This window comes from Leifsonia shinshuensis (genome assembly GCF_022606355.1).
Lineage (GTDB): Bacteria > Actinomycetota > Actinomycetes > Actinomycetales > Microbacteriaceae > Leifsonia > Leifsonia shinshuensis_B.
This window is the reverse complement of sequence record NZ_JAHHZQ010000005.1, coordinates 446,707-465,628: the sequence shown is the minus strand read 5'-3', so window position 1 is coordinate 465,628 and position 18,922 is coordinate 446,707. Positions and strand designations below refer to the sequence as shown.

The following is an 18,922-nucleotide window of genomic DNA, read 5'->3' as shown; positions in this document are numbered from 1 at the left end:
ACACGTGACACGTCCCATGAAACGCACCGCCTTCGTCTTCGCCGCCGCCACGCTCGTAGCGGCGATCAGCGGGTGCTCGACGCAGGCTCAGACCGCAGTCGTCGGCAAGCTGGCCGACTCGTATACGGCGCTGATCGAGGAGAAGCTGGGCGGCACCCTGACCGAGTTCGAGACAGAGGTGCTCGAGCGCGCGCTGGATCGGGGAACGATCTCGCAGAGCGACTACGAGGCGGCGCACGGCCGCTATCGCGAGTGCATGGCCCAGCACGGTATCGAGACCGAAGAGCGCCGGTTCCCGAACGGAGTCATCCATTCGACTCCGCCCGGGCCGGACGAACAGTTCACCGTCGAGCAGCTCATCGACGTCGACTACCGGTGCGCTATCTCCACGATCTTCGTGATCGACGAGCTCTACGTCGTCCAGCAGGGCAATCCCGGGCTCCTGCGCGACACGTCCGCGGCCGGCAGGGAATGCCTCATCCGAGAGGGGCTCGCACCGTCGTCGTTCAGCCGCGACGACTTCGAGTCGGCATTCGGGCCGGGAAACGACGACTACGACAGCCTCCCGTTCGACGTGAGAGACGAGCTGGTGCAGATGTGCCTGTTCACCGCGCACATCGTGCTCGGGTTCGCCGAGTGATCCGCCGCCTCCTGCTCCCCGTCGCCACCGCTCTCGCCGGGCTGGCGGCCGGCGTCCTCGTCGTCTCGACGTTCGCACCCTCGGCTCCGGACAGCCTCCAGGTTCCGCAGGCCCCACGCACGCTCGGCCTGCAGGAGACCGAGTTCCGGGATGAACGCTCGATGGGACTCACCGCGGACGTCGACCGCACCGCGGCCATCGCGCTGAACACGAGCGGGATGGTGACGGCGTCCCGTTGCGCGCCCGGCGCCGGCTTCGCGAGCGGTGATGTGATCGCGCACCTCGACGCGGCGCCGGTCGTGGCGCTGTCGAGCAGTACGCCGCTCTTCCGCGATCTCGCGCTCGACGACGAGGGCACCGACGTGACAGCGCTGCGGGGAGCGTTGCGCGGTCTCGGGTTCGCGGTGGACGCCGAGGGGAGCTACAGCACCGCGGTGCGCGATGCCGTGAAAGAACTGCAGCGGCGTGCGGGGGTTGCACCCGCCGACGGCGTGCTCCGGCTGTCGAGCATCGCCTGGCTCCCCGGGCCCACCGTGGCGGTCACCTCGTGCGAGGTCATCGTCGGCGAACGCTATGAGCTCGGGAGCCCCTACGCGCAGGTCCCGGGCACCCTCCGCTCGCTCACCCTCGTCACCGGCGAGACGACCACGGTGGTCCCTGGCGATCGCATCCTCCGGCTGGGCGCTCGGGAGTTCACGATGCCCGACAGCGGGGTGATCGGCGACCGTGCCGTCCTCGACACGATCGCCGCTTCTCCGGAGTACCTGGCGAACGCCGCCAAGCCGAAAGACTCCCCGCTCTCGGTCACCGCGCGTCTCGTCACGCCGCTCCGCGTGGTGGCGGTGCCGCCCGGCGCGCTGGTCGGCACCGCGGCGGATGCGCGGTGCGTCCAGGCCGAGAACGGCGCGACCGCCGCCGTGCGGATCGTCGCCAGTCGGCTCGGCTCTTCCTTCGTCGTCTTCGACGGAGACGTCCCCAAACGCATCCGGATCGGTGCCGCGGTCACCGCGAGAGCCTGCGGATGAGCGCGGCCGTCGGCGCACGCCTGGCGCTCACCGGCGTCGCCTTCGCCTTCAGCCCAGGCGCCTCGATCTTCCACGGCCTCACCGCGACGATGTCGCCGGGCCAGGTCTGGGCCGTGACCGGGCCCTCGGGTTCCGGCAAGTCCACGCTGCTGTCGCTCCTCGCCGGCTGGGAGGCCCCGACCGCCGGCGGCATCGAGCGCACCGGGATCGGCCGTGTCGGGTGGGTCTTCCAGAACCCGCACGGCCAGGCCCACCGCACCGCCCTCGATCACGTCGTCTACCCGCTCATCGCCCGCGGGGACGACCGCACCTCGGCCTCCCGCCGCGCTTTGCGCATCCTCGGCGAGCTCGGGTTGCTCGGCCGCGCCGAGCACACCTTCGCCCAGCTCTCGGGCGGGGAGGCCCAGCGGCTCATGCTGTGCCGAGCGATCGCCGCCGAGCCCGACCTCCTGCTTGTCGACGAACCGACCGCACAGCTCGACCGCACCAACGCCGCGACGGTGAACGGGGTGCTCCGGTCGCTCGCCGGCATCGGCGCGATCATCGTGGTGGCGACCCACGACCAGGACACGGTCGCCGCATGCACACACCGGCTGACACTGGAGCGGGCGACGGCCGCGCCGGAAGAGGCCGGGACGTGAGGATCGTCCGGTTGCGCTCCCTCGCCGGCGAGAGCCGACGCAATGTCTCGACCAGCCCGCTGCGATCGGTGGTCCACGGTGCGGTGCTCTCGGCGATCATCGCGGCGACAGCTCTCCTCGACACCCTCACGATCACCGGGCTGGAACGCCAGGCCGAGGTATTCCGGGCGGCGGGCGGTGCGACGCGGGTACTCTCCTCGCCCGATGCCGTCGATCGGGCCCGTTGCGAGGCCCTTCCGACCACGGCAGGCTTCGCAGGTTCCGGATCGCTCACGCAACGGGAGCCGATCGCCCTGCTCGAACCCGGCTCCAGCGCGATCCCGGTCTTCGAGGTCTCGCCGGGACTGGCAGCGCGGCTGGGCATCGCGGACACCGGCCGAGGCGGCGTGTACATCACGACGCTGTTCGCGAAGGAGCTCGGCGCGGATCACGGTACCCGATTGATGACGCGGGAAGGTCCGGTCACCGTGCTCGGGACGTTCGAACCCGGGCCGCGAGACGGCGCGGCGTCACGGCTGTCGTCCGCGCTGGTCTCGGTCGTTCCGGCGACGGGGACCGCGGGCGAGTGCTGGGCGGACACCTGGCCCGCCGCCAGGGACCGCGATCCGCTCCTGCTGACCGCACTCTCACCGGACGCACCGTCGAAGGAGACGTCGATCGACCCGCTGAATCCCGTCGTCGGTCAGGAGTTCTCCGGCGCGTCTGCTTTCGTCGAGCGGACGAGTCGATTCGCGCCGGCCGCCGCAGCCGTCGGTGCCCTGCTCCTCGGCGTCGTGTACGCGCGCGTGCGCCGGCTCGAGCTGGCCAGTTCGTTGCACTCCGGCGCGAGCCGCATCTTCGTCACCGGGACGCTGCTCGTCGAGGCCGCTCTCGTCGGCCTCCCTGCGCTGGCGATCGCGGCACTGAGCTATGGCCTCGCCGTCCTGGGCCTGGAAGGCGCCTCGAACGCCCGGCTCGTGGTGCCGGGGCTGGCCGCCGCGACCGCCGTGGCGATGTTCGTCGTCGGCGTCGGCGCCGCAGCCTCCGCGGTTCGCGAGAGCGACCTGTTCGCCCTCTTCAAAGCCCGCTGAGGAGTGGCACGCTCACGGCACGGTCATCACGGGCGTGTCGTCGTCGGCGTCCTCCGGAATGGTGATCACCGGTCGCTGCACCAGCTCGAGGATCGCGATCACCACCGCGGCGATCACCAGAGTCCAGATGATGAGCGACGGGGTCAGCGGGCGCACGAACAGGACGATCGCCGCCGCGATCACCGCCACGGCGCTGCGCAGCAGCACCCGCTGGGCGTAGATCCACTCGCCGGTCCGGCCGGTGGTGATGCCGTGGCGTTCCGCGGACTCCCGGACCCAGGTGACACCGGATCCGAAGAAGCCACGCAGGCGACGGGGCACGCCGAACGGACCCGAGTACCAGGCGACGAGCGCGACCACGATCGCGAGCACGAGGACCGCGACGCCGGTGTCCTTCATCGCCGTCGAGACGGTGGTGTAAAGCGTCGTCGCGACCCCGGCGGGCACCAGCCCGGGGGATGCCGAGGCGACGAACACGATCTGACCGATGCTGATGCCCGCGACCACCACGATCATCGCGACGCCCAGAGCGCAGGCCGCGCCGATGAGGGCGAGCGCGCGACGCCGAGCCACGATCACCCCCAGGGCGAGCAGGCCGATCGAGACCCAGGGCAGCCAGGCGCCGGCGACGATGGCCAGGTTGTAGAACATCTGAAGGGTCGGGATGGACGAGTTCTGCGCGACCGTGATCGTCCTGTCGATCGTCGGGATCTGCGAGGCGAACGAGAGGCCCTGGTCTTCCAGGAGCTGCTTGACCCGGTCGATGATCGGACCGAGTTGCACGCCGACCGAGCCGTCGGCGCCCACCGTGATCGCCGCTTTCGGATTGCCCTGCATCGTGGCGACCAGCTGCGTATGGCTCGCACGCAGGGCATCCTGCCAGACTTGCGCGAAAGCGTCCGACGACACGAACCGGCCCACCGTGGTCTGGATCAACGACACGATTCCCTGCGCCAGGGGCGCCTTGAGCGCATCCAGGGCCTTCGTGGCCACGGGTCCGGTGCCGAGGCCCGTGATGCCGTCGATCACCTGGGAGGTCAGCTTCGGGATGTCGACGTGCTCCTGGATCACTTTGACCGTCTCGTCGGTCACGTAGGCCTGCACGCCGGGGTCGTTCGCGAGCGGCGCATAGGTGGCGACGAACGTATCGGTGTCCGTCAGCTGCACTTTGGCCCAGGAGGCGACGACGGCGACCGGCGCGAGGATCGCCCCGATCACGATCAGGACGACGGCCAGCAGCGTCCAACCCCACCCCCGCTTGTGCTTCGCCCCGGTGATCAGTGCGGTCTCGGGCAGCGGCTCCGTCGCATTGTCGTCGAGCCGGCTCCGGAGGGTGGTGTTCTCGGCTTCGAGCGCTGCGACCCGCCGAGCGAGCTCGGCGTTCGTCATCTTCGGCATCGGCAACATCCCCCTCCGGGCGTGATGCCTCACTGTAGCGCCGGGCCGGGTGGCACGGGCAGGCCCGGAAACGGGTGGTGGACAAACGGCGCAGGGCCGGACTCTGTGGAGGAGTCCGGCCCTGTGCCGTCAGTGGTCGCTGCGGACTACAGCGCCGCGTAGACCTCGCGGAGCAGCGCCGCGGTCTCGGACGGGGTCTTGCCGACCTTCACGCCCGCGGCCTCCAGCGCCTCTTTCTTGGCCTGCGCCGTACCGGCGGAGCCGGACACGATCGCGCCGGCGTGACCCATGGTCTTGCCCTCTGGCGCGGTGAAGCCGGCCACATAGCCGACGACCGGCTTGGTGACGTTGGCCTTGATGAAGTCGGCCGCGCGCTCCTCGGCGTCGCCGCCGATCTCGCCGATCATGACGATCGCCTTGGTCTCCGGGTCGGCCTCGAAGGCGGCGAGCGCATCGATGTGCGTGGTGCCGATGATCGGGTCGCCGCCGATTCCGATGGCGGTGGAGAAGCCCAGGTCGCGCAGCTCGTACATCATCTGGTAGGTCAGCGTGCCCGACTTGGAGACCAGCCCGATCGGCCCCTTGCCGGTGATGGTGGCCGGGGTGATGCCGACCAGCGACTCGCCCGGCGTGATGATGCCGGGGCAGTTCGGGCCGATGATGCGGGTCTTGTTGCCCTTCGCCTTGGCGTACGCCCACGCCTCGGCGGAGTCCTGCACCGGGATGCCCTCGGTGATGACGACGAGCAGCGGGATCTCTGCGTCGATGGCCTCGACCATGGCATCCTTGGCGAACGCCGGCGGAACGAAGATGATCGACACGTCGGCGCCGGTCTTCTCGATCGCCTCGACGACGGTGCCGAACACCGGCAGCTCGACGTCGCCGTGGGTCACGGTGGTACCGGCCTTGCGCGCGTTGACGCCGCCGACGACCTGGGTGCCCGCCTTCAGCATCAGCGCGGTGTGCTTGGTGCCTTCGCCACCGGTGATGCCCTGGACGATGACCTTGGAGTCCTTGTTGAGGAAGATAGACATTCTCTGATTCGTCCTTGCTTACTTCGCGGCCAGCTCGGCGGCCTTGTCGGCGCCTTCGTCCATGGTGAGGGCGAGGGTCACCAGCGGGTGGTTCGCCTCGGTGAGGATGCGGCGACCCTCATCGACCTTGTTGCCGTCGAGACGGACGACGAGCGGCTTGTTCGCCTCGCCGCCGAGGATCTCGAGCGCCTTGACGATGCCGTTCGCGACCGCGTCGCACGCGGTGATGCCGCCGAAGACGTTGACGAAGACGCTCTTCACCTGCGGGTCGTTCAGGATGACGTCGAGTCCCGCTGCCATGACCTCGGCGGACGCACCGCCGCCGATGTCGAGGAAGTTCGCCGGCTTGACGCCCTTGTGCTTCTCACCCGCGTAGGCGACGACGTCGAGGGTGGACATGACCAGGCCGGCGCCGTTGCCGATGATGCCGACCTGACCGTCGAGCTTCACGTAGTTGAGCCCGGCCTTCTTGGCCTTGGCCTCCAGCGGGTCGGCGGCCTCCGCGTCTTCGAGCGACTCGTGCTCGGGGTGACGGAAGTCGGCGTTCTCGTCGAGCGTGACCTTGCCGTCGAGGGCGATGATGTCGCCCTCCTCGGTGAGGACGAGCGGGTTGACCTCGACCAGCGTCGCGTCCTCGCCGGTGTAGACCGCGTACAGCTTCACGAAGACATCGGCGACCTTGTCGACCAGCTCGTCGGGGAACCCGGCGGCCTTGGCGATCTCGACGGCCTTCGCGGAGTCGAGGCCGGCGCGGGGGTCGACCTCGATGCGGGCGAGCGCCTCCGGCTTCTCGACGGCCAGCTGCTCGATCTCCATGCCGCCCTCGACGCTCGTCAGCGACAGGTAGGAGCGGTTCGCCCGGTCGAGGAGCACCGAGAAGTAGAACTCGCGGGCGATGCGGGCGCCGCCCGCGACCATCACCCGGCGGACCACGTGGCCCTTGATGTCCAGGCCCAGGATGGCCTTGGCGGCCTCTTCGGCGTCGTCGGGGGTCTTGGCGACCTTCACGCCACCCGCCTTGCCACGGCCTCCGACCTTGACCTGCGCCTTGACGACGGTGACGCCGCCCAGCTTCTCCGCGGCCGCGCGGACCTCCTCCGGAGTGTCCGCGACGATGCCCGGAAGGACCGGGACGCCGTACTTCTCAAACAGGTCTCTGGCCTGGTACTCGAATAGATCCACGGTTATCCAATCCGCTGATGCCCGGCGCGCTCGTGACGCTCCGGCTGATATCTCCTGGGCGGTCCGGCGGGAGAATAGCTCGACGCCGAGATAAATTCGCCAGTGAGAACTTTAGCGCGTTCGACTGAACAGCCCGAATCCGGTTCTCCTCCACAGCGGACGACCTGAGCGAGTACTCCACGGATCCGGTCGTGCCCGGCCCTGAGCGGGTCCGAGACGGCGACCGTGGAGGGCATGACACATCGCATATCGACCTTCGTGACCGCCTTCGCCCTCGCCGGCCTGGCCGTCTTCCTCGGCATCCTGCAGGCCCTCGTGATCGCGCCGGATGCCCGCGCGCTCACGGGCGCCGGGCACGGACCCGGCTATCTGTCCTCCGACGGCTGGTGGCTCGGCACCTATCGCATGGACGACGGCCGGCAGGGGTTCTGCCTCAACGCGGGAAAGCCGAGCCCGACCGGCCACGGCCTCGACTACGCGGAGGCCTCAGCGCTCGGGTGGTACACGCCCCAGCAAGCGGCGTCGCTCGCCTACATCTCACGCAGCTGGGCGGGAACCGGCGACCAGCTGACGGCGGCGGCCGGCCAGATCGCGACCTGGCTCGTCGCCGGGCTCAACGGGCACAGTCCGGAGGAGGTCGCAGCGCGCGCGGGAGCAGACGCCGGGCGGGTCCTCGCCCGCGCCCACGAGATGGTGGACGAGGCCGCCCGACGGGGATCGAATGCCGTCAGGGCCGACACCGTCATCGAGCTCGCCGAGACCGGTCCGGGACGCGTGCGTGTGGAGCTCACCGTCATGCGACCGTCCGGCTCCGATCTCATCGCCCCTGGCGGCCACCTCGCCCGGGTGACGCTCGCCGGCGCTTCGTTCGGTGACGGAAGCACGACAGCTGAGGTGCCGACCGGCACCGACGTCGAGATCATGCCGACGGCGACCGATGCCAGCGTCACGGTGAGCGCTCACGCGGAGTTCTCTGCCCTCCCTTATGGGGACCGCATGCTGGTGGCCGTGCCGCACGACGACGCGCAGGCGGTCCTCATCGCCGTGCCCGCCACAGCGGAGGCGCACGCGGAGGCCTCCGCGACGGGCCCCTCGCCGTTGCCGTTCCAGCCGGTGGTCGCAACGGTGACGAGCACGGCGGTCGCCGCGCCCGGCGCCGCCGTGCATGATCGCCTGACCGTCACCGTCGACACCGAGGACGGCCTGCTCCCGTCGTGGGGCGTCCGTGCGACCGACGACGGGTTCGAACCGGTCGACGCGACCGTCGAGAGCACCCTCCACGGGCCGTTCGACGACCCGATCGTGGAGTCCGCCGCTGTTCCGGAGGGCTCGCCCGTGGTGTGCGTCGTCGAGACGGCGGTGAACGGCACCGGCGAGTACGAGACGCCGGAATGCACGCTCCCTGCGGCCGGATACTACGTGTGGACCGAGCGCATCGATCCGGCAGCCGTGGAGCCGGACGCGGGCGGGGAGCGGATCCGGCCCTGGCAGTCGGCGTTCGGCATCGCCTCGGAGATCACGCTGGTCGCAGCACCGGCGCAGACGCCGCCCGCCCAGCTCGCCGCCACCGGCGATGACTCCGGACCGCGGGCACTCGCTCTCGCAGGCTCCCTCGTCGTCGTCGGCTGCACCATCGTCGCGATCGGACACATCGGGATGCGTCGAGTGCGGCGGCCGACTCATCGACGCGCCTGACCGGCCGAGACGGCGAAAGTCCGACTCGTGACACGACGGCCTGCGGTGCTTCCGCCCTCGAAGGCCCTGCTTCAGGATGGTGACATGACTGCTCCGCACCGGGAACAGAGCGCAGATTTCCACCAGATCGCCGGCGAGGCCCTGTGCCTCGCCGGCGGCGGGAGCGCCCTGCTTCTGCAGATCGCACACCCGGCGGTGGGCCGCGGCGTCGTGGAGCACAGCGACTTCGCGAACCGGCTCATGGATCGGTTCCACGCCACGATGATGTTCGTCTACGCGGCGGCCTTCGCCTCGCCGGACGAGTTCAGCACCGTCCTCCGCAGCGTGAACCGGGCACACGCCCCGGTCCGCGCCCCAGCGAGCGGTGAGCGTCCCGCGTACAACGCCTTCGACACCGACCTCCAGCGGTGGGTGTCCGCGACGCTCTTCGCGACGATGACCGACCTCCACGAACGCGTCTTCGGGCCGCAGACCGGTGACTCGAAGGAACAGGTGTACCAGGACTTCATCCACCTCGGGCGCAACCTCCAACTGGTGGCCGAAGACTGGCCAACCACCCGGAGCGGATTCCAGACCTACTGGGACGACATGGTCGCCGGCTTGAGGGTGAGCGACGAGACCCGGGTCGTCGCCCGCCAGATCCTGTACCCGCGCGAAGTGCCGCTGTGGCTGAGAGCGGCCCTCCCCGGCGCGCGGCTCGTCACCGCCGGACTGCTGCCCGCCAGGGTACGGGAGCAGTTCGACCTGCCGTGGAACCCGGCGATCGAGCGTCGCTTCGAGCGTCGGATGCGGACCTTCGCCGCGATCTATCCTCGGCTGCCGTCAGCGCTGAGGCATCGACCACGGGATGTGTACCTGCGTCGATTGCGACGGACGATCCACGCGGATTCGACGGCGTCGTGAACACCTCACGTTCCCACTGCGACTGCATGGCGCGGCTCGGGCGATCGTCGTACGAGACGCGACCCGCCATCGCTCCCGCTGGAACGCTGCCTCAGATCGTCGGAGTACGGCCCCGCTCGATCGCTCGTGCGAGCAGCACGAGCGCGATGCCCACGCCGGCGCCCAACGCGGTCTCGATGACCCGGTCGAAGAGCAGCGGTCCGAGCGGGACCGGCGCAGCGAGATGCGAGACCGCCAGCGCCATGGGCGTGATGAACAGCAGGGCGTAGCCGTAGTGTCGCCCGACGAGCATCTCTGCGAAGAACTGGCAGACGACGATCACGAGGATCACCACCACGGCCGGAGGAGACCAGAACAGCACGACGGCGGCGACCCCGACGCCGCCGACGGTGCCCAGGATCCGATGCAGCGACCGCGAGATCGAATGCGCCGCGCGGGCGGGAGGGATGACGGCGACGAGACTCACGACAGCCCAGTAGGCGTGGCCCAACCCCAACGCGAGCGCGACGCCTCCAGCGATCAGCACGCCGACCGCGTTCTGCGCTGCCGTGAGCCAGACGCGTCCGTCGCGGAACACCGTCGTGTCGACGCCGGGGCGACGGTGCAGCTTCTTGAGCAGCACCGCCCCTGTCCTCGCCGCCCGATCGCCCGCCCAGCGGCGGACGACCCACCCCGAAAGCGTGAGCACCCACGAGAACGCGGCCACGGCGGCCGCCAGCCCGATCCGCGGCAGCGCGTCCTGCGCGGTCGTCGGCACGGCCGCGCAGACGAGCAGGGCGAAGACGAAGAACAGCGGCTGCGTCGGAAGGAGCTGGAACGCCGTCGCGAGCAGCGTTCCGGCGACGACGATCAGCACGAGCAGAACGGTCACGAGCCAGAGCGGTTCCCCGGCGACGGCGACGATCACACCGAGCGAGATGCTCACCAGCATCGCGACCGCAGCGATCGACACGCTGCGCAACCGGAGCCGGTACGGTTCGTTGCGGCCGTACAGAGCAGTGAAGGCGCCGAACGTCGCGTACGCGGCGAGATCCAGACGGCCGACGGCCAAGAGGATGAGCAGCGGAACGGCGACAGCGGCCGCCGCCCGAAAGCCGACCTCGACGCTCATCGCCGCGAGACGCTGCCTCACCGCCGTGCCCCCACGGCTCGACGGCTCACAGCTTGTCGATCGGCGCGATCTTGATGAGGAGCTTCTTCGCCCCCACCTTCTCGAACTGCACGTGGGCGACGCGCTTGGCCCCCTCGCCGGTCACGTTCGTGACCCTGCCCTCCCCGAAGTCCGCGTGCCGGATGCGGTCGCCGGGAGCCAGCTCGAGATCGCCGTTGTCACGCACCTTGCCCGTCACCCGGTTCGGCCATTCGGCCTTCGGGCGCTCCGCGGGGGCGCTGCCTCCGACGGGATAGCTCTCGTTCCAGCGACCCGCCGTACCCCCGCCGATTCCGGGCCTGCGCGCGTTGAGCGCGCGGGACTGCGAGCCGCCTCGGCCGTTCGCGGCGCCGGGTGACTGCCTCCAATCGATCAGGTCGGCAGGGATCTCCTGCAGATAGCGACTGGGCATCGCGACGGCGGTCTCGCCGAACTGCGCTCGGGTCATGGCCAACGACAGGAACAGCCGCTTCTTGGCACGCGTGATGCCGACGTAGAACAGTCGGCGCTCCTCCGCGGGGCCTCCCGGCTCGTTCGCCGACATCCGGTGCGGGAGCAGGTCCTCCTCGATGCCCGTTAGGAACACCGCGTCGTACTCCAGGCCCTTGGCCGTGTGCAGAGTCATCAGCGAGACCGAGCCGCTCGAGTCGTCGATCTCGTCGGCCGCGGCGACCAGCGACACCTCGGTGAGGAAGTCCACGAGCGTTCCGTCGGGATTGTTCCGCGCGAACTCGCGGGTCACGGCCACGAGCTCGTCCACGTTCTCGGCGCGGGCCTCGTCTTGCGGGTCGCGACTGTTGCGGAGCACCTCGAGATAGCCGCTGCCGTCGAGCAGGAAGGTCAGCACGTCGGCGACGGGCGCGACGCCCGCGGGGTTGGCCGGATCGATCTTCGCCGCCGCCTCGTCGAGCAGGGCGGAGAGCTGAAGGATCGCTCCGGTGACCTTGGGGCCGAGTCCGAGCGAGCCGGCGTCGCGCATCGCGTCGCGGAACGTGAAGCCGTTGTCTTCCGCGTAGCTCGCGAGCTGCGTCTCCGTCGCCGGCCCGATGCCCCGCTTCGGGGTGTTCAGGATGCGGCGCAGAGCCAGGGTGTCGTCGGGGTTGGCGACCGTGATGAGGTACGCCATCGAATCCTTGATCTCGGCGCGCTCGTAGAACTTGGTGCCGCCCATCACCTTGTAGGGCAGTGCGGAGCGGATGAAGATCTCTTCCAGAGCACGGGTCTGGGCGTTGGTGCGGTAGAAGACCGCGATGTCTTTGTAGTCCATGCCCGCGGCGTGGAGCTTCTCGATCTCGTCGGCGACGAACTGCGCCTCGTCGTGTCCCGAGTAGCCGGTGTAGCCGACGATCTTGTCGCCGTCGCCGACCGCCGTCCACAGCTTCTTGTCTTTGCGGTCGAAGTTGTTGGCGATGACCGCGTTCGCGGCGCTCAGGATGTTCTGCGTCGACCGGTAGTTCTGCTCCAGCAGCACCACCTTGGCGCCGGGGAAGTCACGTTCGAACTCGACGATGTTGCGGATGTCCGCGCCGCGGAACGCGTAGATCGACTGGTCGGAGTCGCCCACGACCGTGAGCGACGCGCCCGGGATGGCGCCCACCACGTCACGCAGCTTGCCGACGTTGCGCCCGTGCTGCTCCATCTCCTCGGCGATGTCGGGCGAGACCGGCATCGTCAGCTCGCGGATGAGGGAGTACTGGGCGTGGTTGGTGTCTTGGTACTCATCGACCAGGATGTGCCGGAAGCGCGTCTGGTACAGCGCCGCCACTTTCGGGAAGGCCCGGAACAGGAACACCGTCTCGGCGATGAGGTCGTCGAAGTCGAACGCGTTCGCCCGCCGGAGCGCGCGCGTGTACTGCCGGAAGATCTCGAGGAACATCACCTCCTGCGGGTCGCTCAGATTGGCCGAGCGCGCGAAGGTCTCGATGTCGGTCAGCTCGTTCTTCAGCTTGGAGATGCGACCGGCGGTGCCCGCCACGGTGAAGCCGAGCGTGTCGGCGTCGAGCTCCTTGATGATCCGTTTGAGCAGGGCGCGGGTGTCGCCCGAGTCGTAGATCGTGAAGCTCTGCGTCTTGCCGATCGTCTCGGCCTCGCGGCGGAGGATGCGCACGCAGGCGGAGTGGAACGTCGAGATCCACATGCCCTGCGCTCGGCCGCCCAGGAGCTGCTCGACGCGCTCGCGCATCTCGTTCGCCGCTTTGTTGGTGAACGTGATCGCCAGGATCTCGCTCGGCCACGCCTCGCGGCTCTCGATGAGACCGGCGATCCGGCGGGTGAGCACGCTCGTCTTACCGGACCCCGCGCCCGCCACGATGAGCAAGGCGGCTCCGCGGTACTCCGCCGCTTCGCGCTGCTGCGGGTTGAGCCCGGCGAAGAGCCGGTCGGAGGGCGCGTGCCCGCGGCGGCCGTCGCGTGTTCCGCCGGTCGCCGAACCGCCACCCGACCGGTCGTCGCCCTCCCAGCCGTCGAGGATGATCGGCACGGAGGAGGGTGCGGCGGAGGTGGGAGGAGGGGCGTCGGGAAGGCTCGTCATGTCTCCAGCCATTTTAGCCGCCGCCACCGTCATCGCGGCCGGGATCGCTCGCGGACCGGAGCGCTCGCTCCGTCGCCTCCGCCTCAGCGGCCGTCGCGGACGGCGACGGCCAGGTCCGGGTGATCCGCGAAGACGCCGTCCACCCCCGAGTGCAGCAGGATCGCGAACAGCCGCCTCCAGTCGCCCCACTCGTCGTCGCGGCCGCCCGTGCGGAACTCCCGGGGAAGCATGCCGTTCTCGGGCCGCAGCGTCCAGCAGTACACAGAGAGGCCGGCCGAGTGCGCGAGGTCGACCAGATCCGACGTCACAGCACCGATGTCCACTCCCCCCTCGTCCTCGCCGAACAGCCCCATCGATACGGAGCCCGAGTGCAGGATCTGCCCCACATCGACGCTGATCCCGTCGACCCGGTCCGCAGGCGACGCCGCGGATCCGAGCGCGTACAGCCCACGAAGGGTCACGTCGGAGGCATACCCGGGCGCGGCGGCGCCGAGCGAGGCGACCCGGTCGGCCGGCGCGCCCTCCGCCTCCACGAGGTACACCCGCCGCCCGCGGAAGCCGCGCACGCTCAGACGCCCGAGCACGGTCTTCTCGAAACTCTCGACGACGAGCCCCGGGTGGTCGCTCCAGCCCGCGTCGGCGAGCGCGTCGACGAAGAGCTCGTCGAGCGGCAGGCCGGCGGCCTCGAAGTAGGTGGCGTGCTTGAGCTCGGCGACGAGGCCGAGCGCGCGGCTCGCTGCGTCGGAGGCCGAGTCGACGACCTCCAGGACGTCGGACAACCGGAGGATCGGGTAGCGGTCGTCGAAGGTGGCACTGGCCTGACGTACCTGCGGAAGTCGCTCCCTCGCCCGCAGCACCGAGAGCTCACTCCACGTGAAGTCCTCGGTGAACCACCCGGTCAGGGCGACTCCGTCGACCTCCTTGGTGGTGCGGCGGCCCGCGAACTCCGGATGGTCGGCGACGTTGGTCGTCCCCGAGATCTCGTTCTCGTGACGCACCACCAGCACGCCGTCCTTCGTGGCGACGATGTCGGGCTCGACCGCGTCGGCGCCGAGGGCGAACGCCAGTTCGTACGCCGCCCTGGTGTGCTCGGGGCGATAGCCGGGCGCGCCTCTGTGACCGATCACAGACGGAGTCGAGCGGGCACGCATGTGGCGATCCTAGCCGGGCGGTCGAAACGATCCGATGCACGTCCCCGCCGATTCACCCGTCCGTCGACACGAGGTGACACAATCGGGGTGTGCCCGATCCCGACGGCCTCCCGACCCGTGCGCCGACGACCTCCGAACCGCTCCAGGAGGCCGCAGGGCGGCGCCGCGCCTGGCACGAACCGGCGCGCGACCTCGGCCTCCACTGGGGCGACTATCGCGCGAGGTGGATCGCCGGGCTCGCGATGATCGTGATCGGCACCGCCTGCATCCTCGTGACGACGGCGTACAGCCTGCCGTTCCTGCTCGTCGGCTCGCTGATGCAGCCGGCGGGCTGGGCCGTGCTGCCCTCCACCATCGGCCGGCGCGTCGCGGTCGTCGTCCCCGTGCTGGGCTTCACCTGGCTGATGCTCGGAGGCTCGGGCTTCGCCTGGTGCTACGCCATCATGCTGGCGGCGTGGCTGTTGGTGCGCCTGCGCCCCCTGCCGACGTTCGCCGTGCTGGTCCTCCCGATCGCATCGAGCCTCGTGCTGCCGAGCTTCGTCACCACGTACGAGCAGGGCTGGATCACGATCCTGGTGAGCTCCGTGGTGATCGTGGCGTCGGCCTGGCTCGCGCGCTGGGGCGCGATCGCACTGGATTCATGGCAATCTGTCAGAAGTCTCAGAAAACAAACCGATAGGTTGGACGAACCGAGACCCTAAGCGGTCCCCGACAAAGCGAGGAACCCATGGCAACCTCCAATCCTGCCTTCTCTCAGAGCGCTGCCTTCAACGCGACCGCGAGTGCTCAGCAGCTCGAAGAGCTCTACAACTCCCCGTCCGCGTCGTCTGCAGAGACCGACCGCATGACCGTGGAGGACACGATCCGGAAGACCGCCGCGAGCTTCGGCATCCTCCTCGTGGGCGCCGTCGTCGGGTGGTGGGTTCCCGGGCTCTGGATCGTCGGCGCGATCGCCGGGCTCGTCCTCGCGTTCGTGAATATCTTCCGCAACCGTAAGAAGCTCCCGTCGGCCGGTCTCACCCTCGCCTATGCGGCCGCGGAAGGTCTTTTCGTCGGCGGCATCTCCAAGTTCTACGAGGCGTTCGCCGGGGGCGTCGTGGTCCAGGCCGTGCTCGCGACGATCGTCGTGGTCGGCGTGACCCTCGCGCTCTTCGCCACGGGCAAGATCCGCGCGTCGGCTCGCGCGACGAAGGTCTTCCTCGCCGCGATGATCGGCTATCTGGTCTTCTCCCTGGTGAACCTCGTCCTGATCTGGACCGGCGCGGTGAACGACCCCTGGGGCCTCCGCGGATCCTTCGAGATCTTCGGCATCCCGCTCGGCGTCGTGATCGGCGTGCTCGTCGTGATCATGTGCGCCTACTCGCTCGTTCTCGATTTCGACATGATCCAGCAGGGTGTCAAGAACCGCGCGCCGCGCGCCTACGGCTGGGCCGGCGCCTTCGGGATCATGGTCACCGTGGTGTGGCTCTACCTCGAACTGCTCCGCATCTTCGCGATCGCACGCAACTAGCGCCGCACACGCAGAAGGGCCGGGATGCATCCGCATCCCGGCCCTTCTCACATCTCGGGGAGGCTCACTCCCATTCGATCGTCCCCGGCGGCTTCGACGTGACGTCGAGAACGACACGGTTGACGCCGTCCACCTCGTTGGTGATGCGGTTGGAGATCGTGGCCAGCAGGTCGTACGGCAGGCGCGTCCAGTCGGCCGTCATCGCGTCCTCGCTGGAGACCGGGCGCAGCACGATCGGGTGGCCGTAGGTGCGGCCGTCGCCCTGCACGCCCACGGAGCGCACATCGGCCAGGAGCACCACAGGGCACTGCCAGATCTCGGCGTCGAGGCCGGCGGCGGTCAGCTCGGCACGGACGATCGCGTCGGCGTCGCGCAGCAGGTCGAGACGTTCCTGCGTCACCTCGCCGACGATGCGGATGCCCAGGCCGGGGCCTGGGAACGGCTGGCGGCCGACGATGACCTCCGGCAAGCCGAGCTCGCGGCCGATGGCGCGCACCTCGTCCTTGAACAGGGTGCGCAGCGGCTCGACGAGCTCGAACTGGAGGTCTTCCGGAAGGCCACCGACGTTGTGGTGGCTCTTGATGTTGGCCGTGCCCGTGCCGCCGCCCGACTCCACCACGTCGGGGTAGAGGGTGCCCTGCACCAGGAAGCGGATCGGGTCGCCGTCGTTCGCGGCCTCCGCGATCAGGTCGGCCTGGGCCTTCTCGAACACGCGGATGAACTCGCGGCCGATGATCTTGCGCTTGGTCTCGGGGTCGGAGACGCCCGCGAGCGCGGACAGGAACTGCTCCTGCGCGTTCACGGTGACCAGCCGAACACCGGTGGCCGCGACGTAGTCCTCCTCGACCTGGCGCGCTTCGTCCTTGCGGAGCAGGCCGTGGTCGACGAAGACGCAGACGAGCTGGTCGCCGACCGCCTTGTGCACGAGCGCGGCCGCGACGGCGGAGTCGACGCCGCCGGACAGGGCGCACAGCACGCGTCCGCTGCCGACCTGGGCGCGGATCGCCGCCACCTGATCGGCGATCACGTTGCCGCTGTTCCAGTCGCCCGGGATACCCGCTGCGCGGTGCAGGAAGTTTTCGAGGACCGCCTGCCCGTACTGCGAGTGCTTGACCTCGGGGTGCCACTGCACGCCGTAGAGCTTGCGCTCCTCGTTGGCGAAGGCGGCGACCGGGGTGTCGTCGGTGGTGGCGAGCACCTCGAAGCCCTCCGGTGCGCGCGAGACAGAGTCGCCGTGGCTCATCCATGCGGTCTGCTGCTCGGGCTGACCGTCGAGGAGGCTGCCCGCCCCGCCGATAGCCGCGTCCGAGACGCGCACGGCGGTGGAGCCGTACTCGCGGCGACCGGTCTTGGCGACCTCGCCGCCGAGGGCGGTGGCCATGACCTGGAAGCCGTAGCAGATGCCGAGGACCGGCACGCCGAGCTCGAAGATCGCCTCGTCGAGCTGGGGTGCACCGTCTTCGTACACGCTCGACGGCCCTCCCGAGAGCACGATGCCCGCGGGGTGCTTGGCGGCCACCTCGGCCGCTGTGACCGTGTGCGGCACGATCTCGGAGTACACGTTCGCCTCGCGCACGCGGCGTGCGATCAGCTGGGCGTACTGGGCGCCGAAGTCGACGACGAGGACGGGACCGGACGGTGCGGCCGAGTCGGCCCCTCCGAGGATGTCCGAGAACGCTGCGTCGGTGCTAATTTGTCGCCTCCACGAATGTCGCTGCCTCGGCCTCGCGGCCGGCCAGATAGGTCTTGACCTGCTTGGTGATCCTGGCCTCCACGAAGAACGAGAGGAACGGCACGACGCCACCGAGGGCGATCAGCACGAACTTCGTGAACGGCCAGCGCATCAGACTCCACAGGCGGAAGTCCGAGAAAAGGTACACGACGTAGAGCCAGCCGTGAGCGATCAGGATGCCGGTGCTCAGGTCGACCCCGGTCGGGGCGACCGCGGTCTTGACCGGCACGAGGGTGAGGGCGCCGTAGTTGCTGAACGCGAAGACCTGGTAGCCGAGACCGTACTTCACGACCATCTCCACGCAGAGCAGCAGGAGCATGATGCCGGTGACGTAGGCGAACACCTGGTAGAACTTCAGCGCCCCACGGATCTTCGGGAAGTCTTCGAGCTTGGGAGCGAGGGGCATAGGGCTATTCTACTTTCCCGGCGCGCGCGCCGGCGCCGTCCACGGGACCGCCCGCCGAGCCGCCGTCGGCGGCGGCCGCGGCGGTCGCCTCCAGTTCGCGCTCCTCGTCCTCGCGCTGCTTGGCGTCGCGCACGAGCCGGTACCAGAGGAAGATCGCGAAGCCGGCGAAGATGATCCACTCGGCGGCGTAGAAGACGTTGAGCCAGTTGAGCTCGGTCTGCTGGATCGGCGGGGGCGAGTCGATCTTCACCAGCCCGGCCGGGGGCGTCTGCTCGACGGCATACGCGTTGTACACGTCCATTCCGTCCACGCCCGTCCAGAGGTTGTAGAGCTGGCCGACGCCGAGGCTCTTCATTGCCGTCGGGTTGCTCTTGTCATCGGGCACCTGGGGCTGCTCGTCCGGGAGGATGCGCCCGACCATGCGCTGTGGCGCCTCGGGCTCGGACGCGAGCCGCGCCACCGCGGCCTTGGCCTCCCCCTCGCTCGGCGCCCAGCCCCGGGCGACCGCGAGCGCTATCGTGCGGCCGTCCCCGGCGTCCACGTTCACGTGCGAGACGACCCACCATCCCGTCTTGCCGTCGTTGAGCCGGTCGTAGAGCAGCTGGTCGTCGCCCGCGATCACCGTCCCGGTGAACTCGACAAGCTGGCCGACCGCCTTGTCTGTGAGCGGACCGCCCGGTTGCGCCACCTGCGCGAGCGGCAGCACCGTCTCGGTCGGGGCCTCCACCGCCTTGCCCGACTCGATCGCACGCTCGAGCTGCCACTGGCCGAGGGCCGCGAACCCGGCGGCGAGCGCCAGTGCGAAGATCAGCGCTCCGATCCAGCGCGGGCGCAGCATCATCTGGAGCATCGTGG

Annotated in this window: 17 protein-coding genes; 8 read left to right on the top strand and 9 right to left on the bottom strand. The window is 69.6% G+C overall.

The genetic code is table 11. From position 1 onward, the window contains the following. Window positions 1-16 precede the first annotated feature (16 nt). The 4 genes from KNO15_RS20965 to KNO15_RS20950 are packed head-to-tail and all read left to right on the top strand — an operon-like array spanning window position 17 to window position 3,376. Window positions 17-640: a hypothetical protein gene (locus KNO15_RS20965; RefSeq protein ID WP_241705837.1), complete on the top strand. Its 624-nt coding sequence runs from the start codon at window positions 17-19 to the stop codon at window positions 638-640. Next, window positions 637-1,665, top strand: coding sequence for a peptidoglycan-binding domain-containing protein (locus KNO15_RS20960; RefSeq protein WP_241705836.1), 1,029 nt, complete (start codon window positions 637-639; stop codon window positions 1,663-1,665). The genes KNO15_RS20965 and KNO15_RS20960 overlap by 4 nt, the downstream gene beginning before the upstream one ends. Then, entirely contained in the window at window positions 1,662-2,306 is a 645-nt protein-coding gene (locus KNO15_RS20955; protein ID WP_241705834.1) for an ABC transporter ATP-binding protein, read from the top strand. The genes KNO15_RS20960 and KNO15_RS20955 overlap by 4 nt, the downstream gene beginning before the upstream one ends. Next, on the top strand, window positions 2,303-3,376 hold the full coding sequence (locus tag KNO15_RS20950; protein ID WP_241705832.1) for a hypothetical protein: 1,074 nt from the start codon (window positions 2,303-2,305) through the stop codon (window positions 3,374-3,376). Before KNO15_RS20955 ends, KNO15_RS20950 begins: the two co-directional genes overlap by 4 nt. 12 nt (window positions 3,377-3,388) lie before the next feature. Here KNO15_RS20950 and KNO15_RS20945 read toward each other — a convergent pair whose 3' ends face one another. The 3 genes from KNO15_RS20945 to sucC form a co-directional block, all read right to left on the bottom strand. After that, complete coding sequence (locus KNO15_RS20945) at window positions 3,389-4,774, bottom strand: hypothetical protein (protein ID WP_241705829.1); 1,386 nt, start codon at window positions 4,772-4,774, stop codon at window positions 3,389-3,391. Window positions 4,775-4,920: 146 nt separating this feature from the next. Continuing rightward, window positions 4,921-5,808: a succinate--CoA ligase subunit alpha gene (gene sucD, locus KNO15_RS20940; protein ID WP_241705827.1), complete on the bottom strand. Its 888-nt coding sequence runs from the start codon at window positions 5,806-5,808 to the stop codon at window positions 4,921-4,923. 18 nt (window positions 5,809-5,826) lie between these two features. Beyond that, window positions 5,827-6,990 carry an ADP-forming succinate--CoA ligase subunit beta gene (gene sucC, locus KNO15_RS20935; RefSeq protein ID WP_241705825.1) on the bottom strand — a complete coding sequence of 388 codons (1,164 nt, stop codon included), beginning with the start codon at window positions 6,988-6,990 and terminating at the stop codon, window positions 5,827-5,829. Between the two features lie 234 nt (window positions 6,991-7,224). On the opposite strand from sucC, the gene KNO15_RS20930 reads away from it, so the two are divergent. Together KNO15_RS20930 and KNO15_RS20925 are read left to right on the top strand one after the other, a co-directional pair. Then, a complete protein-coding gene (locus tag KNO15_RS20930) occupies window positions 7,225-8,685 on the top strand; it encodes a hypothetical protein (protein WP_241705823.1) in 1,461 nt (486 codons plus the stop codon). Window positions 8,686-8,769: 84 nt separating this feature from the next. After that, window positions 8,770-9,588 (top strand): oxygenase MpaB family protein, encoded by an 819-nt coding sequence (locus KNO15_RS20925; RefSeq protein ID WP_241705821.1) that lies wholly within the window; start codon window positions 8,770-8,772, stop codon window positions 9,586-9,588. Between the two features lie 91 nt (window positions 9,589-9,679). Here the strand turns inward: KNO15_RS20925 and KNO15_RS20920 are convergent, their stop codons facing one another. The 3 genes from KNO15_RS20920 to KNO15_RS20910 all read right to left on the bottom strand — a co-directional run bounded on the left by KNO15_RS20920 (window position 9,680) and on the right by KNO15_RS20910 (window position 14,419). Then, the gene (locus KNO15_RS20920) at window positions 9,680-10,699 is read right to left on the bottom strand and encodes an FUSC family protein (protein ID WP_241705819.1); all 1,020 of its coding nucleotides are present in this window, start codon (window positions 10,697-10,699) and stop codon (window positions 9,680-9,682) included. Between the two features lie 46 nt (window positions 10,700-10,745). Beyond that, window positions 10,746-13,268: an ATP-dependent helicase gene (locus KNO15_RS20915; protein WP_241705818.1), complete on the bottom strand. Its 2,523-nt coding sequence runs from the start codon at window positions 13,266-13,268 to the stop codon at window positions 10,746-10,748. An 83-nt stretch (window positions 13,269-13,351) separates the two neighbouring features. Beyond that, window positions 13,352-14,419 (bottom strand): glycerophosphodiester phosphodiesterase family protein, encoded by a 1,068-nt coding sequence (locus KNO15_RS20910; protein ID WP_241705816.1) that lies wholly within the window; start codon window positions 14,417-14,419, stop codon window positions 13,352-13,354. An 89-nt stretch (window positions 14,420-14,508) separates the two neighbouring features. Here KNO15_RS20910 and KNO15_RS20905 point away from each other — a divergent pair, with 89 nt between their 5' ends. Both KNO15_RS20905 and KNO15_RS20900 read left to right on the top strand, forming a co-directional pair. Further along, window positions 14,509-15,120, top strand: a complete 612-nt coding sequence (locus KNO15_RS20905) for a hypothetical protein (protein ID WP_241705814.1) — start codon at window positions 14,509-14,511, stop codon at window positions 15,118-15,120. 26 nt (window positions 15,121-15,146) lie between these two features. Beyond that, window positions 15,147-15,929 carry a Bax inhibitor-1/YccA family protein gene (locus tag KNO15_RS20900; protein WP_241705813.1) on the top strand — a complete coding sequence of 261 codons (783 nt, stop codon included), beginning with the start codon at window positions 15,147-15,149 and terminating at the stop codon, window positions 15,927-15,929. A gap of 64 nt (window positions 15,930-15,993) precedes the next feature. Here KNO15_RS20900 and guaA read toward each other — a convergent pair whose 3' ends face one another. The 3 genes from guaA to KNO15_RS20885 are packed head-to-tail and all read right to left on the bottom strand — an operon-like array spanning window position 15,994 to window position 18,908. Then, the gene (gene guaA / locus KNO15_RS20895) at window positions 15,994-17,595 is read right to left on the bottom strand and encodes a glutamine-hydrolyzing GMP synthase (protein WP_241705963.1); all 1,602 of its coding nucleotides are present in this window, start codon (window positions 17,593-17,595) and stop codon (window positions 15,994-15,996) included. A gap of 22 nt (window positions 17,596-17,617) precedes the next feature. After that, window positions 17,618-18,067 carry a DUF3817 domain-containing protein gene (locus KNO15_RS20890; protein WP_241705811.1) on the bottom strand — a complete coding sequence of 150 codons (450 nt, stop codon included), beginning with the start codon at window positions 18,065-18,067 and terminating at the stop codon, window positions 17,618-17,620. Between the two features lie 4 nt (window positions 18,068-18,071). After that, window positions 18,072-18,908 (bottom strand): SURF1 family cytochrome oxidase biogenesis protein, encoded by an 837-nt coding sequence (locus KNO15_RS20885; protein ID WP_241705809.1) that lies wholly within the window; start codon window positions 18,906-18,908, stop codon window positions 18,072-18,074. Window positions 18,909-18,922 lie beyond the last annotated feature (14 nt).